We start from the raw sequence: 21,041 nt of genomic DNA on the forward strand, positions 1-21,041 counted from the left end.
GTGCCGTTACCCGTATCATCCTGCTCTGGTTGGCTTTTGGATGCGGCGTTATGCTGGACAGGAGTTCAATCACGGGAGGATGATACAGATGCAAACTTGGTTCATCACGGGCGCTTCGGGCGGCTTGGCTATTCATTTGACACGCAAACTGCTGGAGCGGGGCGACCGGGTCGCGGCTACGGTGCGCAAAGCCGGAGTCTTGGATGAGTTAAAACATGCGTACGGAGACCGGCTTTGGTCGGCGCATCTGGATTTGACCGACGCGGCGCAGATCGAAGAAGTGGTCACGCGGGCTTTTGCGGAGCTTGGCGCGGTCGACGTATTCGTCAACAACGCGGCTTACGGATTATACGGCGCGATCGAAGAAGCGAGCGACGCGCAGATCGAGCATGAGTTCGATACCAACGTATTGGGTTCGCTTCGCGCCGCCAGAGCCGCCATGCCTTTCCTGAGAAAACAAGGACACGGGCATTTGGTGCAGCTCTCCAGTTCGGCCGGGCATTACTCGATTCCGGGCATGGGGCTGTATTGTTCGACCAAATGGGCGGTAGAAGGCGCTTTTGAAGCCCTCGCCAAAGAAGCCGCGCCGTTCGGTATCCGTTCGACAATGGTCGAGCCGGGCGGTATCCGTACCGGATTCCTCGGCGGCAATGCCGCATACGGCGAACCGATGGAGGTCTATCGCGAACAGGAAGCCGGACGGTTCACCCGCATGATGAAAGGCGAACTGCCCGGCATGGACACGCCCGAAGCGTTCAACCGCGCCGTCGTCGGCGATCCCGAGAAAATGGCGCAGGCGATTATCGACCGCTCGGATGCCGGCGAAGGCCCGCTGCGCCTTACGCTCGGCAGCGACGCGTACGCGGTGATGCGCGAATCGCTGCTGGCGCGGCTGGCGGCATTGGAAGCGCAGAAGGAATTGGCGTATTCTACGGATGCGGACGATGTCGGGGTGTAAAGCCTAGCCATAAAAATAGAGTAAGCAAAAAGCGACCCAGATCTTTCGGGGTCGCTTTTCTCAATGATCGCCATAATGAGTACGAAAAGCATAAAATTCAATCGAAGATTCGGTCAGTCGATAAACAATACGATTCGTATCATCAATCCGCCGACTCCAATATCCCGACAATTCGCCTTTAAGAGGCTCTGGCTTTCCGATTCCTTCATAACCGCCTCGTTCAATATCTTTAATGAGTTGGTTGATTCTTTTTAGTGTTTTACGATCTTGTGTTTGCCAATAAACATAATCTTCCCACGCATAACTTGAAAAAACCAGATTACGCATGATCAGAAATTTCCAAGTCCTTTAAGGTTTTTGTTACTGTATTTCCTTCTTCGATTTGCTTGATGGATTCCTTTAGTCTTCTTATATTGGCCGGATTATAAAAAGCGTCTGTTTGTGTCGTGATATCAAAAGGAATACCGCCTTGACGGATCGACTGACGGATAAAGATATTGACTGCCGTAGTCATGTTCAACCCAAGTTCAGAGAATAGAAGCTCGGCTTCTTTTTTCACTTCCTCGTCTACCCGAATATTAATATTAGCCTGTGCCATACCTTTCCCTCCTTAAATTCGTTTCACCTGTATTATATCAAACAAAAAATTAAAAAGTAATCAAAAATGCGCACAATGAATATACATTGTGCGCATTTTAATCAAATCTTACAAGAAAATTATAATCCTAGCTCACTCCGCCGCTGCCTCGATATCCGCCAGTGCCCAGTGCCCGGACGGAATATCCGGCCAACGGGAAGCGTCGGGGGCGGTCGGCAGCTTACGACCCAATACCCGGTTGAACACCGCCGCCGCTTCGGCGCGGCTCAGGGCGCGATTCGGTTCGAAACGGCCGTCAGGCAGGCCGAGCAGATAACCGGCTTGGCGCGCGCGTGCAATATCGCCTGCTGCCCAGTGATCGGCCGTATCGGTAAACGCCTCCGATTCAAGCCCGGTGTCGCCTACCGCGTTGAGTCCTTTCCAACGTGCCAGCACCGCAGCCAATTCGGCGCGAGTCACCGGACGATTCGGATCGAACGACTCCGTGCCCGTTCCGCGCATCCAACCTGCTTCGCTGGCGGTTTGCACGGCTTCCGCCGCCCAACTTCCCGCTGCTACATCGCGGTAGGCGCTACTGTTCGCAGGCGCGCTGCCGGAAGCCAGCTCGCGTGCATCTTGATTCGTACCTTCTTCCGCGTTGGTGCTTGTGCCTGCAGCAGCGGGGGTTGGGGTACTGGCGGCAGCCTGCCCGCCGCTCAGACGCAGCAGCATGGAAGCCAACTCTGCCCGCGTCACCGACTTGGCCGGACGGAACGTTCCGTCCGGGTAGCCTTGCATATACGAGATTCCGGCCGTAGCCGGATCTTCGCCGTTCGCGCCGTCTGCATTCGGCGCCTCTTCGCCCGGAGGCGTCGGACTCGGCGGCTGAACCGTCCCGTTATCCGCCGGGTTCGAAGGAGCGGGAACCGCAGGCTGCGGCGTTACAGGCGTCGCGGGCGCCGGATTTTGCGGCACCGAAGGCGTCGGATTAGACGGCGCAGGCGTGTTCCCGCCCGGCGAACCGCCATCCTGTCCGCCTCCCCCCGGAGGAGTCGTCGTCTCCAATCCGCGAACGAACGTCAACGTAAAGTCGTCCAGCGTTCCCCATGCTTTCGCGTTGGCCCGGATCGAAGCGCCAACCGTGAGATCGCCTTTTTCCACGCGGATCTCCGCGATCTTCGGCTCGTTCCACTGCGCCCACCCTTTGACCCCGGTCACGGCTTCGCGTTCCTGCCCGCCGCTCGATGCCAACAGCTTCATCTCGCCCTCCGTCACATCGCCGCCTTGAATGGACATGGACAGGTCGTAATATCCCGGCTCCAGTCCTTCCAGCGTTTGTTGCACCCGGAAGTTCACGCCTTCCGACGAGTAGAAATGCAGCGAATAACTGCCCGATTTGGCGTCAGAGGCTTTATTCTGATAAGCCGTATGCGGCACGCTTCCTTCGCCGTAAGTGATTTTCCACATGCTGCGGACATTGTCTTCGAAGCTGCCGTTCAGCAGCAAATTCCGTTTGCGGATCTCTAGCGCAGCTTGTACCGGAATTCCTCCTTCCGCCAACCCTTCGATGACGTATTGACCGGTTCCTTTTTCCACAGCCGCTTGAAGTGCCGCTTGGTTCCAGTTCACGCCGATCAACTTGGTGCTTCCGTCGTTATAGACCGCTTCAACAACGGCAGGCAGCGTCACGGGTTCGCCCGCATTGACCGTCACGCTGACCGGAGAAATCGCATCGACTTTCAGCGGCGCGGTGGCTCCCGTATTCACGTAATTGAACACATTGAGCGAAGCTAAAGGCTTGCCCGTAAAATCGAACAACGCCTGGTTATCGACCGCGCTGCCGCCGAACCACTGACCGGCGTCATGCGGATCGTATTCGGCGGCGAAACTGGATGCCCAACCCGATCCGTCCTGCTCCCACAACTTCCGGTTACTCGCAAGATCCGAAGCCGGACCGACAGGCAACCAGGCCGGTTCCCAGTAGAACACGCCGATTCCGGCCTCGCCGATTTTAGCGACCGCATCGATAACGTTGCGCACCGACGTGGCTTGGCCTTGCACGCTGATCGGGTAATCCAGCTCTTGGCCCGATGCCTGCGGAGCCGAATTGCCGTGCCCGTCGCCGTCTTCCGCCGTGTACGTGTACGACGTTTCCGCGACCATGACCTTTTTGCCCGTCGCGTCCGCGACCTGCTTCAACACGCTGGTCAAGTTGCTAAGCGTGCCGTGCCAGAAAGGATAATAAGAGCTTGCAAATACGTCATAATCGACGCCGTATTTCGTCAATTCCGCGGCGTAGGCCGCATAACGGCCTGCCGATTCGGGATTGGTAAAATGCAGCGCGACGAGGATCGACGAATCGACGTCCCGTACCGCTTTGCTGCCTTGGCTGAACAACGACGCGATCGAAGCCCAATCTTTTTCCCCGACAAAAAATCCGTTCGTTTCGTTGCCGACCTGAACCATGCCCACGTCGACGCCCGCGCTTCGCAACTGCTCCAGACTGCTTTTCGTGTAGTCGTACAAGGCTTGGCCTTTTTGCTCGACGGTGTAGTTCTTCCAAGCCTTCGGTGCCTGCTGCTTGGCCGGGTCGGCCCAGAAATCGGAGTAATGGAAATCGACCAGCACCTTCATCCCGTTATCGGTGGCACGTTTGCCGATTTGGATGGCTTTGGCAAGGTCGTTGTCGCCGCCGCCGTAACCGCGTCCCTGCGAATCGTAAGGATCGTTCCAGACGCGTACCCGCACATAGTTGACGCCGGATCGTTTGAGCGTGGCGAACAGATCGGCTGGCGCTCCTTGTTCGTCCCGGAACACGACGCCGCTTTTCTCAAGCGCGATCACGCTCGATACGTCGACGCCTTTGATAAAGTCAGTGCCTAATCCCTCGACCTTTTGCACGAAAATATCCGCTGGCACGGGCTGGGACGTATCGCTGCCGAGCCGCGTTAAGCGTACGTCGTCCAGATAGCCCCACGCCGCCGCTTTGCCGCTGATCGAAGCGCCGACGGACAATTCATCGACCGGATCGGGCAGCACGAACTTCACGGATACTTTGCCCCAAGCGTTATACCCCGTCGTCGGGATCGCGGCCGATTGTTCCGTTCCCGCAAACAACGTCACATGACCCGCTTCGTCGCCCCCTCCGCCCATCGACTGAGCCGTCAGCTCGTAGCTGCCTGCCGGAAGCTCGTACACGTTCTGACTGACCGTTACAGACTGCTCCGCGGGAGCCGTATCTTTGATCCAATATTTGAAAGCATGACTGCCTTCGGCCGGATTGATCCAGGTATCGTCCGCGTACGCGAAGCGGCTTGGCTCGACCTGATTCCGATCCGACGCCTCTGCATTCCAAGACTGATCGGCCCAAAAATCCGTCTCGAATCCTCCGTTCGCGATCTGCGGCCCGACCGATGAAATCGCCGAATCGGCCTGCGCATTCGCCGGTTGGAACGGCAGGGTGCCGAGAACCGTGACGACAGCCAAAAGCAGCGGCAAAACCCCTTTTTTTCTTCCCATTTCACTCATCTCCCCTCTATGTATGAAGCGTTTACATTTTGACTGTGACCAATATAACAACTGCCGCGGGGGAGACGATACGGGATTATTGCAACATTTCGTGTGTTTCGGAAAGGGATTGCTTATTTCGGCGAGGATCGCTATAATCGTTCATAATTCATGCTGAAGGAGATGGTCGCCGTGCAGGCAATCTTATCGACCCAACTTCATCATCACAAGCAGCGTTAGCACCCCCGAGCAAAAAATCCGGGGCGGGCTAACGCTTCTCGCGTTGGCCTCCCTGCGGCATAGCAAAACGCGCAGGACCAAGAGGTCCTGCGCGTTTTTTTGTTTTCAAAACTTTACGAAGAGAGAGGATGACGATCATGCAAAACGTAAAAGGTACCTATGATTTTTTCGGAAAAGAACAAACGATACGACGAAAGGTAGAGACGACGCTGCGACAACTGTTCGAAGCGTATGACTTTGACGAGATGAACTCCACGACTCTGAATGAACTGGATCTGCTGGCTTCGAAATACGCGGGCGGCGACGAAATTTTGAAAGAAATGTACCAACTGACCGATCAGGGCGAGCGCAAGCTGGGACTGCGTTACGATCTGACCATTCCTTTTGCCAAAGTCATCGCGCTGAACCCCGGCATCGAATTCCCTTACAAACGCTACGAGATCGGCAAAGTGTTCCGCGACGGCCCGGTCAAAAAAGGACGGCTGCGCGAATTTCTGCAATGCGACGCGGACGTGGTGGGGATCGCCGGACCGCAAGCGGAAGCGGAATTGATGCAGTTGGCCGCCGAAGCATTCCGCAGACTGGAGATTCCGGTGATAATTCGCTGGAACAACCGCAAGCTGCTCGGCGAGACGCTGGAATGCCTCGGGGTACCGACAGAGCTGCGTTCGTCCGTCATGCTGACGCTGGACAAGCTCGACAAGATCGGGCGGGACGGGGTACTGCGGGAGTTGGCGGGCAAAGAACTGGCAGCCTCCGTTGCCGAGTCGATCGTTCGCCTGACCGAAGCGCCTGTCGAGACGTTCGAAGACTGGGTGAAAGCCTGCGGCTCGGAAAACGGCGACGGGGCAAACGAAGCTCGTACGCTCGCCCGACTGCTGGAACGCTTGGGACTGGACTCCGTCTGCCGCTTCGATCCTTTTCTCGCGCGCGGGCTTTCGTTCTATACGGGTACGGTCTACGAAATCTTTGATGCTTCCGGAAGCTTCACATCCAGTCTGGGCGGAGGAGGACGGTATGACAACATCATCGAACAGCTCGTGGAACGACCGGATATCGCCTACCCGACCGTCGGCCTCTCGTTCGGGATGGAGTCGATCATGGCGATGCTGGCCGAGCGCGAAACGGAGATCCCGCAGCCGAAAGTTCTGATCGTGCCGATCGGCGGGGACATGATCGCTCCCGTGCTGGAAACAGCCGCGCTGCTGCGGGCAGGAGGCATTCGAACGGCCGTCGAACCGATCGGGCGAAAGTTGAAAAAAACGCTGGCGTCGGCGTCGGTTCGCGGGATTCGCTGGGTCATTCTGATCGGCGAAAACGAAGCGGCGGCAGGACAGGTGCAGCTCAAGGATATGGCGGAAAAAAGCGAGCAGCTGCTCGCCCCGGCGGAAGCGCTGAAACGGATCAGGGATGCCGATTGAGCCTGATCCCGTGCAAGAGGTACAATGATCGGTAGAAAGCGCGCGTCTATCCCGCTGCAAAGGAGATTCCCATCGAAATGAAAGTGACCCTCCGCATGATCGATCGGCAGCTTAGAGTGAAGGGCATCATCATGACGGCCCTGACGAAAAAATCGACCGAAGCCAAATTCATCGCCTCCGCCAAAAGCGCCAAAAAAGCATTGGAGTCCCGCAAAGGCAAAAATATCGACGGCCTGCGCTGCGACGAACAATGGATTCCGGCTCGCGACGGTCGGCAGATCCGCATACGCATCTATCGCCCACTGCATGAAGCCGCAAATATGCCGGGCATCCTGTGGCTGCACGGCGGCGGTTACGCGCTTGGCATTCCGGAACTGAACACCGATATGTACAAAAATCTGATCGCTACCCGAGATTGTGTAATCATCGCACCCGAGTATCGGTTATCAATCGACGCGCCTTACCCGGCGGCGCTGCATGACGCTTACGATGCGCTGCTTTGGATGAAAAACAACGCTACCGCCTTCGGTATCCGCGACGACCAACTGATGGTCGGCGGCGAAAGCGCGGGCGGCGGTCTGAGCGCAGCACTCGCTCTGTACGCCCGCGATCTCGAAGAAGTGAATCTCTCCTTCCAGATGCCGCTGTACCCGATGATCGACGACCGCATGCAGGGCGAATCGGCCAAGAACAACAATGCCCCGATCTGGAACTCCAACTCCAACGAATGGGCATGGAAACTCTACTTGGGCGAACTGTACGGACGCGAAGACGTACCGCCGTACGCCGCAGTCTCCCGCGCAACCGACTACGCCGGCTTGCCTCCTGCCGTCACCTTCGCCGGAAATCTGGAACCTTTCCGCGACGAGACGATTCGGTACGCAGAAAACTTGCGCGCTGCCGGCGTGGCAGCAGAATTCGAACTGTATCCCGGATGTTATCACGCGTTCGACCTGATGTGTCCGAAAGCGGAAGTAAGCAAAAAAGCGACGGCGTTTTTGATGAAAGCATTCGGAGAAGCCGTAGATCGGTATTTCGCACCGCAGCCGATTGCTGCTATCACCGAAAAGAGTAATTGAACAAGCCGCTAAAACAAGATTCTTCGAAATAACGAAGCCTAATTTCGTCATTGCGATCAATAAATTAAAAAGAGCTTTGATTCCTAATGGAATCAAAGCTCTTAATCTGTCTACAAAACAAAACGTAACTGGAAGCGAGAAGACGGAGAGAAAAATTCAGTGAAAAACGCCTTTGAACTTGGAAAACATCCACTTAAATCTTATTCCAGTTTTCCAAGTGAGACAGCGTTTTAAACGAATTTTTCTCGTAGTCTTCTCGCTTCCCCCACCAAAGCAACTTTCGAATCCAGGTTAACTCCGAACCCCCGCAATCTTCTCCAGCCCAAGCGCCTCCGCCGTCGAATCGAAGATCTGTTTGAACAGCTCCGGCTCGTCCGACAACCGCACGCCGTAGGAAGGAATCATCGCCCGAATCTTCTCCTCCCACTGCGGCATCTGCTGCGGGAAACAGCGCTGCATCACTTCCAGCATGACATGCACCGCAGTCGAAGCCCCCGGCGAAGCGCCGAGCAAAGCCGAGACCGAACCGTCCGACGCGCTGACCACTTCCGTACCGAATTGCAGCGTGCCTTTGCCCTGCGGCGTGTCTTTGATCACCTGCACGCGCTGACCGGCAATCACGACTTCCCAGTCCTCGTCTTTCACGTCCGGGATGAACTCGCGCAGCTCCGCGATCCGCTGGGCGTTCGAGAGCATCAACTGCTGAACCAGATACTTGGTCAGGCCCATCTCTTTCGCTCCGGCCGCCAGCATCGTGAACAGGTTGCTCGGCTTGACCGAACCGATCAAGTCCATGTTGGAGCCGGTCTTCAGGAACTTCGGCGTAAAGCCCGCGAACGGGCCGAACAGCAGCGCTTTTTTTCCGTCGATATAACGCGTATCCAAGTGGGGCACGGACATCGGCGGCGCGCCGAGTTTAGCCTTGCCGTACACCTTCGCATGATGCTTTTCCGCGATCGCCTGATTTTTGCAAACCATAAACACGCCGCTGACCGGGAATCCGCCGATATGCTTGGACTCCGGAATGCCCGTCTTTTGCAGCAAAGGAAGACTAGCGCCCCCTGCCCCGATAAACAAGAAGCGCGCCTCGTGATATTCGACCTGATTGTTGTTCAGGTTCTGCACCTTAATGCGCCAGCCGCCGCCTTGCGCTCGCTTGATATCCTTGACCGCGTAACGGTAGTTCACTTCGACGCCGCGCGTTTTGAGATGGTCGAACATCAGGCGCGTCAGCGCGCCGAAATTCACGTCCGTGCCGGAATCGATCTTGGTCGCCGCGACCTTTTCCGACGGTTCCCGGCCCTGCATCATCAGCGGAATCCATTCCTGAAGCTGACGATGGTCCTCGGAATAGTGCATGCCCTGGAACAACGGATTTTCTGAGAGCGCTTTAAATCGCTTGCTTAAAAATTCGACGTCCTTGTCGCCCGATACCCAGCTCATATGCGGAATCGGACGGATGAACTCGCCCGGATTACGCAGCAAACCCTGATTGACCAGATGCGCCCAGAACTGCCGGGACAGCTGGAACTGCTCGTTGATGTTGACGGCTTTCGTGATATCGATCGAACCGTCCGCTTTTTCCGTCGTGTAATTGAGTTCACATAACGCCGCATGGCCCGTACCCGCGTTGTTCCATTCGTTGGAGCTTTCTTCGCCGGCGCTCGCCAATTTCTCGAACGTCTTGATGGTCCAGTCCGGCGACAATTCTTTCAGCAAGGTTCCGAGCGTCGCGCTCATGACTCCGGCCCCGATTAAGATCACGTCTGTTTTCTTCACTACGCTGCTCATAACAAAACCTGCCTTATCCAGTATATTTGCCAAGGGATCAGGCCTGCTCGTCCGTCGCCGGATCGGATGATCCGCAAACGACAGGGCGGCCTGCACGGATGCTGCAAAATTAAGGCCGTGCGAAAGAATCGTCTTATTTTCAAAAAAATCGTGTCTATGTTTACTATAAACCAAAATCCGACCAAATCCTATTGCTTTACGGTATAATAGTGCGCATTCTCTTCCATTGTACACCATTTTCGTCAGCGCCTTGAACGCAATTCCTTTTCAGCCTCATGAATGAAACCGATAGCCGCCGCGCCGCGTATCAGCAGGATAATATCTTGCAGCCGGTCTCGATCTCATGTAATGGGACAAGCTGCGATCCGAAGGAGACTCCCTGAATGATGTTCAAGAAACACAACCGTTCCATCATCCGTTTCGTACTGGCTGCTATCATGATTGCGGTAGGCATTCTGATGTTGAAAGACAATCTGATCGCGGGCATCTTCAGCTTGGCGGTAGCCACGTACGCGCTGGTCAGCGGCATTTTGTGGCTGCGGGTCGAAAGACGCCCCGAAGGCAGCACTGATCTTAGCAAACCCCCTAAAGGTAAAAAGTAACCCGAATCTGCATCGAACCCTAGCACCCCATACGAAAACCGGACAGGAACGGCGAGCCTTTCGCCGACTCTTGCCCGGTTTTTTTGGGCTGCATCTTTTTCGCTTATCGGTTATATCATTCGGTTACTCGGCCAATCCGAATCGGTCGCCCAGATCCTTGATCGGATACAGATAGCCCCGCGACTCCGGCATTTTGAACGGACGATGCAGGATCAACCTCCACTCGCCGTCGAAAGTGCGGAAGAACATCCCGTGCCCGCTGTCTTCTTTGACAAGCGGATCAAGCTGCTCCCACGGCCCTTCCAGCTTACCGCTTGCAGAACGGGCAATCGTCTGCACGTAGCTGCCGTCTTCATAGCTCGACCAGAGCATGTTCAGGCTGCCGTCGGATGTGCGGTACAACTGGCAGCCGTCCGTCACATAGACGGGCGGCTCGTCACTGACCGACGGCACGCTTTGCTCGGATTCGCTTGCCGTCGCCGATCTGAGCCACGGAGCCGCCGAGCCGCTGAGCAGCAGAATCGGTTCTCCTACCGCGGAAGAGAGGTCGTCGCTCAACCGAACGGCCTCGATCGTACCGTCCAACGTCTGCACCCATTCATGGCAGTACACCATCCACGGCCGGCCTTCCTCATCCAGATACAGCGTCCCGTCCAGCGTCATCTGCTCCGAAGGCACCACCGGACTTTCCAAGTTCAGCAGTTCGAAAGGACCTTCCGGCGAATCGCTCACAGCCGTCGCGGTGCCCCGCCAATGCTTCGCATATCCCTGTACCGGATCGCCTTCGAGCGGACGCCCTTCGTTATGCAGCGTCACGAATAGATAATATCGGCCGTTATACGCATGCACTTCCGGTGCCCACGCCCCGTGCTGCGGGTCCGCCCATGAGTCGTCCGGTATCGCGAACACGACATAAGGCCCTTCCCACTCTTCCAGGTCTTTGCTTTTATATACGAGCACGCCGTGCCGGTCGACTCCGTTCAATCGGGGAGCCGCTCCGCTGTACAGATAGTAGGTGTCGCTGCTTGAATCGGCGAGAACAAACGGGTCATGCACAGGCATATCGGCAAGGCGATGGCCTTCCTGCGGATTCTGCACATCGGAAGCGGCATTGTGGGCGGGCTGGACGGACATGGGATCAACTCCTTCGGATTTTTGTTTGCGCTTACAACTTATCTCCAATATAACGGTGAAGTTTCTCGGGATGCAAGCCGAGGATCCGATGAGAGCTTATTTCCATCACGGTAACAGAAAGCGATCTACGATGATGTTGTGTTTATGAAAAAGAGCCGGCGTTCTCGTAGGAGAGCAACCGGCTGCGCATAGCTCAAGAAAACGTAATATCGGTCGACTTCCGGCAAAACGTCATGTTCGAACACTTGGACGGCTTGACCGTTCGATGTGATCCCGCCCTGCTTCAAAATTTCAAAGAGGATGTGCTTCTTCAACTTCCCTTTGATGTTATCCACAACTTTGCTCGTGACGCCGTGTAGGGGGAGCCTGTTTCTGTCGGTGTGCCGTCTTTATCTTCGATCATCACGATATTCTTGTAAAGGGTTCCCTAATGTGGATAACTTCAGCGGCAAATACGCAATCCACAAGCCCGCCGACTTCATTTTATGTGATCCACATTGTGAATATCAGCTAAGCTTCCCTACCTTCATCCCCAACGCTGCGCAAAAATTACTCCGTCGCTTCCGGCTCAGCCTCTGCTCCCGCGATTTCCGTAATGCTAAACTTGCGACCGCCCGCGAAAACCAGCAAACCGAGCAATGTCACCACGACGCCCGATCCGAGGAACCAGACCTGTACGCCGTACGCTTCGACCACGGGACCCGCGAAGGCCAATCCGATCGGAGAAGCGAGCATGGTTAAGCTGGTGATGAAGGAGATGACGCGGCCGAGCTGTTCCGGACGATACGCCTTCTGGATCATCGCCATGTAAGGGCCGTTGTAGAGCGGAGCCGCAGCCCCCATGAAAAAGGATAAAACGACGAAGATCGTAAAAGCCGTGACCGGCAGCACGCCGCTGAATCCGCAGGTTAAGCCGATCAAAATCAAGCTGAGACCCAGGAAGGTCGTGTCTTTCAGCTTTCCGGCGAAGACCGCAAGCAAAGCTCCTCCCGCAATCATGCCGATGCCGAATCCCGCTTCCACGATGCTGGCCGCATAGCCGCCGAGCCCGAAATGCTGCAAGGTCATCAGCGGGAACAACGTTGCCAGCGGCATGAATACAATACTGAACGCGATCGTGACAAAGCTCAATCGGACGATCGGCTTCACCGTCACGAAAGCGAGCCAGCCGCTTTTAAATTCGCGCATGAACGACGGCGCCTCCGCTTCGGAGGCGTCCCTTTGCTGCTTGGGAATGTTCACGAGCGCCAGCATCAGATTCGCGAACAAAGCTCCGGCCACGTCGAGCAGCAGCACCGCCGCCAGTGAAGAAGACGAATACACGGCAATGCCGAGCGCCGGCCCGGCTATACTCGATGCCGAGAACACCAACTGCTGCCAACCCGCCACGCGCGTAAGTTGATCTTCCGGCGCGATCAGCGGCATCGCCGCTTGGAACGCCGGTGCGTGGAAAGCCGACGCCGCGGAACGGCTCGCCAAAATCGCGAATACGACCGGCAGCGCAGGATCGCCCAGATAGAAGTAAATCCCGAGCAGCAGGCTGAACAGCGCAATCGCGCTGTCCGCGATAATCATCGTAATCTTCCGATTCCAACGGTCGATCCAGACGCCGACGAACGGCCCCAAAATCGCCTGGGGCAAGAACGCCGCCAGCCCCGCAAGCAGCAGCACCGTCGCCGATCCGGTCGTCGCGGTCAAATGCCAAATCACCGCAAACTGTACCATCGCCGAAGTCAAAATCGAAAATAACTGTCCGGTAAAAATAGTAGCGAACGTTTTTTTCCATTGGGTTTGTGTGGTTTTCATAAAGGTTGATCTCCTCTGTCAGCTTCCGGAAAAGTATCGGAAGCTCCGTTTTTTGCGCCTATTCGTACGTGCAGAACGCACAAACAGACCGATCCCATGCGTCTTCGGACAACACGAAGACACCCCAACGCAAAAAAGCGTACGTATTCCTTTTTCAAAAAAGGAATCGATCCGCCGGCGCGGGATGTTCGGTTATCTCAAGCGCATCGAATAGGTCACAGAGAGCACCTCCAGCTAAAGTTGACTCCAGATTAACGGATTGGCTGAGCGTATGCAACAAGCAAAATGAAATACTATGCTACTTAAGTTCGCTAAAAGTTCCTATTCGTTGGAACGGCTTGGGCGCTGAGGGAGAAATTCGTTTAAAGCGCTGTCTCACTCGGAAAACTTGATTAGAATTTAAGTTGAATATTTTCCGAGTTCAAAGGCCAACATACCGTTATATGTTACCGCAGGTTTTCTTCGAAACCCTGTATTTCACTGAATTTCTCCCTCCGCCGGCTTCGCTATTTCAAACGAATAAAGACTTTAGGTCAGCGCCGGTGGTAACTCGACGAACTTTCCGTTTCCTGTCGGATTTCGCAGCGCTTCCAGCACCAGCTGTGCCTGATAGCCGTCGCGGAAATCGTACACGGTCCCTTTTTCACCGTTCAAAATTCGCAGGATCTGTCCCAGGATCGGCAGGTATTCGCCTTCGCCGTCGTGATCTTCGTCCTCCATTACCTTCTTGGGCTCTTCGCCCGCAGCACCGACGAACAGGCTGCCCCAATTCTCCAGCGCGACCGTTCCGCCTGATCCCTGAACGACCAGCGATACGCGTTCTTCGTCTTCCTCGCTTTCGCGCCGATCCGTGCCGGACAAATGAATCTCAAGTCCGCTTTCCAAGCGCAGTACCGCCGTCGTGACCGTCTCGCACAAGTTCTCGTCCGCCGGGAACTCCACCTCGCTGCGTACCGCCACGATCGGGCCGAAGGTTTGCTGGATCATGTTGATCCAATGTATGCCGACTTCCAGCAGGTAGCCGCCTTCGCGGCGGGTACCGATCCAATCGTTTTGCTGCCACGCTCTCGGCCAGCTTGGGAACTCCAGATACAGGTCGGCACGCTCGATGTCTCCGGCGGCGCCCTGCGCGATCAGTTCCCGGAACTTCAATACGGCCGGTTCCAGCGGGAACGAGAAATGGACGACATTCAATCGATCGGTTTGCTCCGCCAACTCCACCATTTCTTTCGCTTCTTCAAGACTGTTCGCCAGCGGCTTTTCGCAAAAGACGTGAATGTTCCGCTCAAAAGCCAGCTTTACCGCTTCGTAGTGCATGGACGGCGGAACCGCGATATAGACCAGATCGGCATCGGTCTCCGCCAGCAGCGTCCGGTAATCCGTGTACAACTTCGGCGCACCGTTTACGGCTTCGCTTTCGCGCCGCAAACTTTCTTCGCTGCTGTCGCACAGCGCGACCAACTCTACCTGCCCCGCATATCGCGGCACGAGCCGATGAATCATATTGCGTCCCATATTGCCGAGGCCGATCACGGCCAGTTTGATTTTTTCCATAATGCCTCCGTTGTTTCAGTCTTCGACCAAAAAACCGGCTTTTTGCAGCGCGGCGCAAGCTTTCTCGATTCGTTCTTCGTCCGGCGCGGAGATCGTATGCAGATGAATGCCGTCCGTCAGTTCCGACAAATACGATGCCCCCGTCGCCGTGATCCGTTCGATAAACTCGTAGACTTCGCTGCGCGTGCTTACGCGAATCAACGCCGTCAGCTGTCCGTACACCGGATGCTCGATGATGACGTCGTCGACGCTGACCCCGTAATCCACCAGCAGCAGCAGCTCCTCTTCCGTGCGGGAAGGATCATGCTTGCAGGCGATGATCCGTTCGGATCGGGGCTCTTTGTTTTCCGTCAGATAAATATAACCTTGGCTGGTCGCCAAAATGGCATGGTTTTTCGCTTTGAGCAGCGTCATGTCCTGAACGATGACCTGCCTGGATACGGACGCCCGGCGCGCCAGCTCGCTTCCGGTCAGCGGCGACGATTCCCGGAGCCAGACCAGCAGCTTTTCGCGCCGTTGTTCGCCCGTCAACTTGATTTCTTCCATAGGGATGAGAGACTCCCTTCTCTATTTGGTTTGCGCAAGCTCATGCAGAGCCTGCACCAGCCGATCCAAATGCTGCGCCGTCGTGTCGGGACCGAAGGAAATGCGGAAAAACGAATGTCCTTCTCCCTCTGACAATCCGAGCGCGGACAAGGTATCGGGAATGGCTTGATGACCCGAGGAACAGGCGCTTCCCGTAGAGATGCAAAGGCCCTTCCGGTTGCATTCCAGCATAACATATTGCCCTTCGTAGCCCAACCCGGCGCAGCCTGCGATATGGGGCAAAATATTCAGCGCGTTGCCAAGCAAACGATCCGTGACCAGATAAGCGGGCAGCTCGCATTCGCGGAAACGTTCCGTCAAATACTTTCGGAGCGAAACATACTGCTCCGTTCGCTGCTCGATCAGCCCGCACGTGTGGACGGCAGCGGCGGCGAATGCCGCGATTGCCGGTACATTGACCGTTCCGGGTCGGAAGCTGCCTTCGTGCAAGGCTTCAGGGTATACCGAAACGTACGAAACGCCGGGCCGAATATACACCGCTCCGACTCCCTTGGGCCCTTGCACCTTATGCGAAGAGATCGATACCGCATCCACTTCCAGCTCCTCGACGGAAAAGCCGACTTTTCCGAAAGACTGAACCGCGTCCGTATGCAGCAAAATCCCTCGTTCATGCAAAAAGGCACCGATTTCAGCCAAAGGCTGGATCAACCCGGTCTCCGAGTTCGCGTGCTGCACCGATACCAACCCCGTATCCGGTCGGAGCAGCGGCTCGATCTGCTCCGGCGTGATCCGTCCCCAGGCATCCGGCCAAACGAGTTCGACTTCATACCCGAGTTCAACCAGCCCGGTTGCGGCAAGCTTGACCGAATGATGCTCCATGGCCGAAACCAGAACATGCCTGCGCTTCTCGGGCAAGCCTCTCGCCAACGCATGGATCGCCAGGATATTCGACTCCGTGCCTCCGCTCGTGAAGTAAAGCCTTTTGGGATCTCCTCCGATCAATCCGGCGACGAACTCCCGGCTTCGTTCCAGAATATGCGCAGCCCGTCCGCCTCCGTCATGCAAACTGCTTGCGTTGGCGTATACGTCCCGGCTCATCGTCATTAACGTTTGCAAAGCTTCCTCGCATAAAGGCGAAGACGCGGCATAATCCAAATAAATCATCCCAAACTCCTTTTCCGGTACAAATCCGGCGAATGTTGTCGATAGACTTGAGTTTAGTTTATGTTTGTGTAAATATAGGTGTCAAGACACCTGTATGTTAATTTGTAAACCTTTCGAAGAAGAGAGTGGATCATCTTGTTCAAACCATCTGTCATCGTCATCGGAGCCGGAGCGGCAGCCCTCTCGCTGATTGCGTCTTTGCCGGAAGGCTGCTCCGTTCGGCTTCTGACCAAAGCTTCCGTGCGAAGCGGCAATTCCATGCTGGCTCAAGGCGGCATTGCCGCTGTCCATTTGCCGGAAGATTCCGTTGCTTCGCATGTCGCAGATACATTGACGGCCGGAGACGGCCATACCGATTTTTCGATCGTGCAGGATCTGTTGATGGAAGGCAGCGCATTCGTGCATCGATTGGCTCAAGACGGCTTTCCGTTCGATCGCGATACGCGGCAGGAAATTCGGCTCGGTCTCGAAGGCGCCCACTCGTTCCACCGGATCTTCCACGCGGGCGGAGACGCGACGGGACGCATGCTGACGGAATATCTGCTTGACCGGGTTCCCGGCGACGCATGCATTCTGGAACAGGCTCATGTTCTGAAACTTATCGTGGCACAAGGCCGCTGCGTCGGAGTCATCGCTCTGCACGAAGGAGAATTGACGACGTTCCGCGCGGACTCCGTCATCATCGCCAGCGGCGGCTGCGGAAGTCTCTATGCCAACCATAGCGGCGATGCCGGCATCACGGGAGACGGACTGATGCTCGCTTATGAAGCCGGAGCGGAATTATGCGATCTGGAATTCATGCAGTTTCATCCGACCTTGTTGGTGAAAAACGGCACAACCTACGGCCTGATTTCCGAAGCGGTGCGTGGAGAAGGCGGGGTACTGCGGGATGAACAAGGCCGCGCGATCATGGAAGGCAAGCATCCGCTCGGCGATCTGGCGCCGCGCGACGTTGTCGCCCGGGCGATTCACGAACAGATCCAAAGCGGTCATGACGTTCACTTGGATATTCGCGGCTGCGCAAACTTTACCGAACGGTTTCCGACGATCACGGGCATTTTGCGAAAAGCGGGCATCGACGTTGAAGCCGGAAAAATACCCGTCGTCCCCGGCATGCACTTCATGATGGGCGGGATCAAAGTGGATGCTCACGGCTCCACCTCCGTTCCCGGCTTGTACGCGATCGGCGAAGCCGCCTGCACGGGTCTGCACGGCGCGAACCGCCTCGCCAGCAACTCGCTGCTCGAAGCTCTTGTTCTGGGCAAAAGGGCGGCGCGGCACAGCTTCGACTACGCGCGGCAAAACGGCTCGGCAAGCCGCGAGCGTGCTGCGTTCAGTGATTTGATAAGCGGCGAAGGGAACGTCTCCGGCGATCCAATGATCGGCAGCTCCCACGTTTCCGACCGTAAGCCGACAGTCAGCGACCTTACGCTGGCCGTTCCGGATACCACGCTCGCCGAGCTTCAGCGGCAGATGAGCCGGCACGCCTGCATCGTTCGCGATGCCGAAGGACTTGAATACTTGAGCGCTTGGTTGAACGACCTGCCGAGCGAAGAGATCCGCTTGTCCGATCTTACCCGCGAACAAGCGGAGTTGGCCCGTCTTTGGCAGCTCGCCCGCCTGGTCGTATCTTCGGCTCTGCTGCGCAAGGAAAGCCGCGGCGCGCATTATCGGCAGGACTATCCGATGCGCTTGGATCCGCAGTGGTCGGGACGCACGATTACCCATACTTTTTCGACAGCTCCCATTTTGAACAACGAAAGGACAACCGAAGCATGCAGCGTATCGCGTTAAGAAAAATGTTGGAACAGTTTTATATGGAAGATATCGGCAGCGGAGATCTGAGCGCGCAGCTGATCTCGGATTGCGATAATCAGCAGGCGCTCATTTATGCCAAGCAGGACGGAATCGTGGCCGGGGTCGAGGTGATTGTCGAAGCTTTTGCCGTGTTGGATGCCGAGGTGCGCGTTTCTTTGCTCAAAAAAGACGGAGACGAGATCGCTTACGGCGAACGCATCGCGACGCTGTCGGGCAATCCTTCGATTCTGCTGACCGGCGAGCGCGTGGTGCTGAATCTGCTTCAGCGCATGTCGGGCATCGCCACCGCGACACGCAGCGCGATCCGGACGCTGAACGATCCGGCGATCCGGATCTGCGACACCCGCAAAACGACGCCCGGGCTGCGCATGTTGGAAAAATACGCGGTCACGGCAGGCGGCGGATACAACCATCGGTTCGGCTTGTACGACGGCATCATGATCAAAGACAACCATATCGCCGCGGAAGGCTCTATCTCGGCGGCCGTCGCCAAAGCGAAAGCCAAGCACGGACATATGGTCAAAATCGAGGTTGAGATCGAGGACGAAAATCAGCTTCGCGAAGCGATTGCCGCAGGCCCGGACATCATCATGTTCGACAACTGCGATCCCGACACCGTGAGACGATTCGCGCAGCTTACGCCGCCGCATATCGTCACGGAAGCTTCCGGGGGGATCGATATGCGTACGCTTCCGACGTACAGAGGGACAGGCGTCCATTACATCTCGCTCGGCTTTTTGACCCATTCGGTGTCCAGCCTGGATATCAGCATGGATATCGTAACCGGTCGCGAACAAGCGCAGACAGCAGAAAGGTAGGAAAACACATGTCGATATTCAATGAAGTCATGCCCCAGTATCCGATGATGCCGGCCGCATATCGGGACATCCCGACGGAAGAAATGGAACGCCGCGTATGGGAGATCAAGCAAAAACACGGCGACGCGCTGCTGATTCCGGGACACCATTATCAGCGCGACGAGGTTGTTCAATTTGCCGATATGACCGGAGATTCGCTGGAGCTGGCCCGCTTGTCCGCCCAAAATACGAAAGCGCGCCATATCGTGTTTTGCGGCGTGCATTTCATGGCCGAGACGTGCGATATTCTGACCCAGCCGCATCAAAAAGTCATTTTGCCCGATATGCGCGCAGGCTGCTCGATGGCGGACATGGCGAATATGACCCAGACCGAAGTCGCTTGGCGCCTGCTGACCGAGCAAGTCGGCGATAGCATTTTGCCGCTGACGTACGTCAATTCCACCGCCGAAATCAAAGCGTTCGTCGGACGTCACGGCGGCGCGACCGTCACGTCGTCCAACGCCCGCCAAGTCATCTCGTGGGCGCTCAAGCAGCGCAAACGCATCCTGTTCCTGCCGGATCAGCATTTGGGACGCAATACGGCGTTTCAACTGGGCATTCCGCTAGACGAGATGGCGGTGTGGGACCCGTATGCGCAGCGCCTGCTGACGGATCGGGACGCTGAAGATATTCGGATTATTTTATGGAAAGGCCACTGCTCGGTGCACGAGAAGTTCACGACCGCGCAGATCGAAGAAACGAAAAGGCTGGATCCCGAAGTGCGCGTCATCGTCCATCCGGAATGCACGCACGACGTGGTAATCGCGGCCGACGATGCAGGTTCCACCAAGTACATCATCGACCGGATCAACGAAGCTCCTCCGGGCAGCAAATGGTCGGTCGGCACCGAAATGAATCTGGTTCGCCGCCTTGCCGCGCAGCACCCGGAGCAGCAGATCGTCTCGCTCAATCCGGACCTTTGCCCGTGCCTGACCATGAACCGGATCGACCTGCCGCATCTGCTCTGGTCGCTGGAGTGCATCGACCGCGGAGAGCCGACAGGCATCATCCAAGTTCCGCAAGCGATCGCCGAAGACGCCAAAAGCGCGCTTGAACGCATGTTCGAGCACGTGTGACGCCTCTGCTCCCGCTTCCGTCACGGATAAAGGGTCAATATTAAACCGCCGCGGTTGTCGCCTGACAAGGCATAGTCGCGGCCTTTTGGTATTTTCAGCTCCGACAGGCGGTCCGGCCCGTAATAGCATACCACGTACTCCCTGCCGTTAACGGTGGTCGAGATCGCTTCTTTCTTCTCCAGCATCGCCAGATATTCTTCCAGCACGAGATTGTTTTTCTGCATCAAAAGGCTGTGCGGCAGGCCGACGTAGCGAAAATGCCACGGCTCGAACGAAATGCCCGTGATCCCCGTTTTATCTGCCGGATAACGCAGCACGAAGCCGTAACGGGCCGCGTTTTTCTCCAACCACTTGCCTTCCTTCGCTTCGGCCATCGGCCCCTCCGTCGAACCGATGTCCAGCGCCAAACCCAGATGATGCTCGCTGTAACCGGGCGGCAGCGCGTAATCCGAACCTTTTTCTTTGTACAAACGGCTCTGCTCCAGTTCGTCGCGATATCCGCTGCTGATCAGAAAATGCTCGATGCCTTCGTTCGCGGCCGCATCGGCCATGACGACGAATTTCATCGCCACGCCGCGAGACAGCCGGATATCGCGATCCAGCAGCGAAGCCGGCCCCGTCAACTCGGAGTGGCCGAACAGTTCCGTGACGTCAGGCTGCGTGCCTTGCGGCCGCATCGGATAGTCGCCGTTCACCAGCAGCAAATCTCCGGCATAAAGCTGATCTTCCGAAGCCTGCAAAGACTGTCCGCTGTTGCGCAGCGCGATCTCCTGAATCAGCCCGTCCGCCGAATCTGCCGAACCGCTTCGTTGCTCCGTCAACTTGAAGACCGCAATAATCAATAGCAATATGATAATTACCGCAGCGAAACCCCGCTTTTTCATGCGTCGAAATCCTCCCCGTTCCTCTTC

The 21,041-nt window shown here is 56.3% G+C and carries 17 protein-coding genes; 7 read left to right on the forward strand and 10 right to left on the reverse strand.

Annotated elements, in window-relative coordinates; all coding sequences use genetic code 11:
• Window positions 1-88 precede the first annotated feature (88 nt).
• Window positions 89-958: an SDR family oxidoreductase gene (locus tag HRQ63_RS19170; RefSeq protein WP_172246749.1), complete on the forward strand. Its 870-nt coding sequence runs from the start codon at window positions 89-91 to the stop codon at window positions 956-958.
• Window positions 959-1,018: 60 nt separating this feature from the next.
• Here the strand turns inward: HRQ63_RS19170 and HRQ63_RS19175 are convergent, their stop codons facing one another.
• The 3 genes from HRQ63_RS19175 to HRQ63_RS19185 form a co-directional block, all read right to left on the reverse strand.
• A complete protein-coding gene (locus HRQ63_RS19175) occupies window positions 1,019-1,285 on the reverse strand; it encodes a Txe/YoeB family addiction module toxin (protein WP_172246751.1) in 267 nt (88 codons plus the stop codon).
• Window positions 1,278-1,556, reverse strand: coding sequence for a type II toxin-antitoxin system RelB/DinJ family antitoxin (locus tag HRQ63_RS19180; RefSeq protein ID WP_172246753.1), 279 nt, complete (start codon window positions 1,554-1,556; stop codon window positions 1,278-1,280). Before HRQ63_RS19180 ends, HRQ63_RS19175 begins: the two co-directional genes overlap by 8 nt.
• Before the next feature lie 132 nt (window positions 1,557-1,688).
• Complete coding sequence (locus tag HRQ63_RS19185) at window positions 1,689-5,054, reverse strand: glycosyl hydrolase 53 family protein (protein ID WP_172246755.1); 3,366 nt, start codon at window positions 5,052-5,054, stop codon at window positions 1,689-1,691.
• Between the two features lie 365 nt (window positions 5,055-5,419).
• Here HRQ63_RS19185 and HRQ63_RS19190 point away from each other — a divergent pair, with 365 nt between their 5' ends.
• Both HRQ63_RS19190 and HRQ63_RS19195 read left to right on the forward strand, forming a co-directional pair.
• On the forward strand, window positions 5,420-6,703 hold the full coding sequence (locus HRQ63_RS19190; protein WP_172246757.1) for a histidine--tRNA ligase: 1,284 nt from the start codon (window positions 5,420-5,422) through the stop codon (window positions 6,701-6,703).
• 77 nt (window positions 6,704-6,780) lie between these two features.
• A complete protein-coding gene (locus HRQ63_RS19195; protein WP_172246759.1) occupies window positions 6,781-7,782 on the forward strand; it encodes an alpha/beta hydrolase in 1,002 nt (333 codons plus the stop codon).
• A 291-nt stretch (window positions 7,783-8,073) separates the two neighbouring features.
• On the opposite strand, the gene HRQ63_RS19200 is transcribed toward HRQ63_RS19195, so the two are convergent.
• Window positions 8,074-9,573 (reverse strand): malate:quinone oxidoreductase, encoded by a 1,500-nt coding sequence (locus tag HRQ63_RS19200; RefSeq protein WP_172246761.1) that lies wholly within the window; start codon window positions 9,571-9,573, stop codon window positions 8,074-8,076.
• Window positions 9,574-9,956: 383 nt separating this feature from the next.
• Between HRQ63_RS19200 and HRQ63_RS19205 the strand changes: the two genes are divergently transcribed.
• Window positions 9,957-10,175, forward strand: coding sequence for a hypothetical protein (locus tag HRQ63_RS19205; RefSeq protein ID WP_172246763.1), 219 nt, complete (start codon window positions 9,957-9,959; stop codon window positions 10,173-10,175).
• 123 nt (window positions 10,176-10,298) lie between these two features.
• Here the strand turns inward: HRQ63_RS19205 and HRQ63_RS19210 are convergent, their stop codons facing one another.
• From HRQ63_RS19210 to HRQ63_RS19230, 5 genes are all read right to left on the reverse strand, one after another.
• Window positions 10,299-11,309 carry a glycoside hydrolase family 43 protein gene (locus tag HRQ63_RS19210; RefSeq protein ID WP_172246765.1) on the reverse strand — a complete coding sequence of 337 codons (1,011 nt, stop codon included), beginning with the start codon at window positions 11,307-11,309 and terminating at the stop codon, window positions 10,299-10,301.
• Window positions 11,310-11,858: 549 nt separating this feature from the next.
• Entirely contained in the window at window positions 11,859-13,115 is a 1,257-nt protein-coding gene (locus HRQ63_RS19215; RefSeq protein ID WP_172246767.1) for an MFS transporter, read from the reverse strand.
• Window positions 13,116-13,643: 528 nt separating this feature from the next.
• Entirely contained in the window at window positions 13,644-14,669 is a 1,026-nt protein-coding gene (locus HRQ63_RS19220) for a Gfo/Idh/MocA family protein (RefSeq protein ID WP_172246769.1), read from the reverse strand.
• Between the two features lie 15 nt (window positions 14,670-14,684).
• Complete coding sequence (locus HRQ63_RS19225; RefSeq protein ID WP_172246771.1) at window positions 14,685-15,215, reverse strand: transcription repressor NadR; 531 nt, start codon at window positions 15,213-15,215, stop codon at window positions 14,685-14,687.
• Window positions 15,216-15,236: 21 nt separating this feature from the next.
• Entirely contained in the window at window positions 15,237-16,379 is a 1,143-nt protein-coding gene (locus HRQ63_RS19230; RefSeq protein ID WP_172246773.1) for an IscS subfamily cysteine desulfurase, read from the reverse strand.
• Window positions 16,380-16,514: 135 nt separating this feature from the next.
• Here HRQ63_RS19230 and nadB point away from each other — a divergent pair, with 135 nt between their 5' ends.
• Genes nadB through nadA form a run of 3 tightly spaced genes read left to right on the forward strand, consistent with a single transcriptional unit; the run spans window position 16,515 to window position 20,130 of the window.
• A complete protein-coding gene (nadB, locus tag HRQ63_RS19235; RefSeq protein WP_172246775.1) occupies window positions 16,515-18,173 on the forward strand; it encodes an L-aspartate oxidase in 1,659 nt (552 codons plus the stop codon).
• Window positions 18,155-19,015, forward strand: coding sequence for a carboxylating nicotinate-nucleotide diphosphorylase (nadC, locus tag HRQ63_RS19240; RefSeq protein ID WP_172246777.1), 861 nt, complete (start codon window positions 18,155-18,157; stop codon window positions 19,013-19,015). The genes nadB and nadC overlap by 19 nt, the downstream gene beginning before the upstream one ends.
• A gap of 8 nt (window positions 19,016-19,023) precedes the next feature.
• The gene (gene nadA / locus HRQ63_RS19245; RefSeq protein ID WP_172246779.1) at window positions 19,024-20,130 is read left to right on the forward strand and encodes a quinolinate synthase NadA; all 1,107 of its coding nucleotides are present in this window, start codon (window positions 19,024-19,026) and stop codon (window positions 20,128-20,130) included.
• A gap of 20 nt (window positions 20,131-20,150) precedes the next feature.
• On the opposite strand, the gene HRQ63_RS19250 is transcribed toward nadA, so the two are convergent.
• Entirely contained in the window at window positions 20,151-21,014 is an 864-nt protein-coding gene (locus HRQ63_RS19250) for a M15 family metallopeptidase (RefSeq protein ID WP_172246781.1), read from the reverse strand.
• Window positions 21,015-21,041: the final 27 nt, after the last annotated feature.

Origin of the sequence: Saccharibacillus endophyticus (assembly GCF_013185185.1) — a bacterium.
Taxonomy (GTDB): Bacteria; Bacillota; Bacilli; order Paenibacillales; family Paenibacillaceae; genus Saccharibacillus; species Saccharibacillus endophyticus.

Bases quoted from the DNA above. Each gene is read 5' to 3' on its own strand.
- HRQ63_RS19185 (WP_172246755.1), bottom strand. From the start codon at position 5,054: ATGGGAAGAAAAAAAGGGGTTTTGCCGCTGCTTTTGGCTGTCGTCACG.
- nadC (WP_172246777.1), top strand. From the start codon at position 18,155: ATGCAGCGTATCGCGTTAAGAAAAATGTTGGAACAGTTTTATATGGAA.
- HRQ63_RS19190 (WP_172246757.1), top strand. From the start codon at position 5,420: ATGCAAAACGTAAAAGGTACCTATGATTTTTTCGGAAAAGAACAAACG.
- HRQ63_RS19250 (WP_172246781.1), bottom strand. From the start codon at position 21,014: ATGAAAAAGCGGGGTTTCGCTGCGGTAATTATCATATTGCTATTGATT.
- HRQ63_RS19170 (WP_172246749.1), top strand. From the start codon at position 89: ATGCAAACTTGGTTCATCACGGGCGCTTCGGGCGGCTTGGCTATTCAT.
- HRQ63_RS19205 (WP_172246763.1), top strand. From the start codon at position 9,957: ATGATGTTCAAGAAACACAACCGTTCCATCATCCGTTTCGTACTGGCT.
- HRQ63_RS19220 (WP_172246769.1), bottom strand. From the start codon at position 14,669: ATGGAAAAAATCAAACTGGCCGTGATCGGCCTCGGCAATATGGGACGC.
- HRQ63_RS19180 (WP_172246753.1), bottom strand. From the start codon at position 1,556: ATGGCACAGGCTAATATTAATATTCGGGTAGACGAGGAAGTGAAAAAA.
- HRQ63_RS19215 (WP_172246767.1), bottom strand. From the start codon at position 13,115: ATGAAAACCACACAAACCCAATGGAAAAAAACGTTCGCTACTATTTTT.
- HRQ63_RS19175 (WP_172246751.1), bottom strand. From the start codon at position 1,285: ATGCGTAATCTGGTTTTTTCAAGTTATGCGTGGGAAGATTATGTTTAT.
- nadA (WP_172246779.1), top strand. From the start codon at position 19,024: ATGTCGATATTCAATGAAGTCATGCCCCAGTATCCGATGATGCCGGCC.
- HRQ63_RS19210 (WP_172246765.1), bottom strand. From the start codon at position 11,309: ATGTCCGTCCAGCCCGCCCACAATGCCGCTTCCGATGTGCAGAATCCG.
- HRQ63_RS19230 (WP_172246773.1), bottom strand. From the start codon at position 16,379: ATGATTTATTTGGATTATGCCGCGTCTTCGCCTTTATGCGAGGAAGCT.
- HRQ63_RS19195 (WP_172246759.1), top strand. From the start codon at position 6,781: ATGAAAGTGACCCTCCGCATGATCGATCGGCAGCTTAGAGTGAAGGGC.
- HRQ63_RS19225 (WP_172246771.1), bottom strand. From the start codon at position 15,215: ATGGAAGAAATCAAGTTGACGGGCGAACAACGGCGCGAAAAGCTGCTG.
- HRQ63_RS19200 (WP_172246761.1), bottom strand. From the start codon at position 9,573: ATGAGCAGCGTAGTGAAGAAAACAGACGTGATCTTAATCGGGGCCGGA.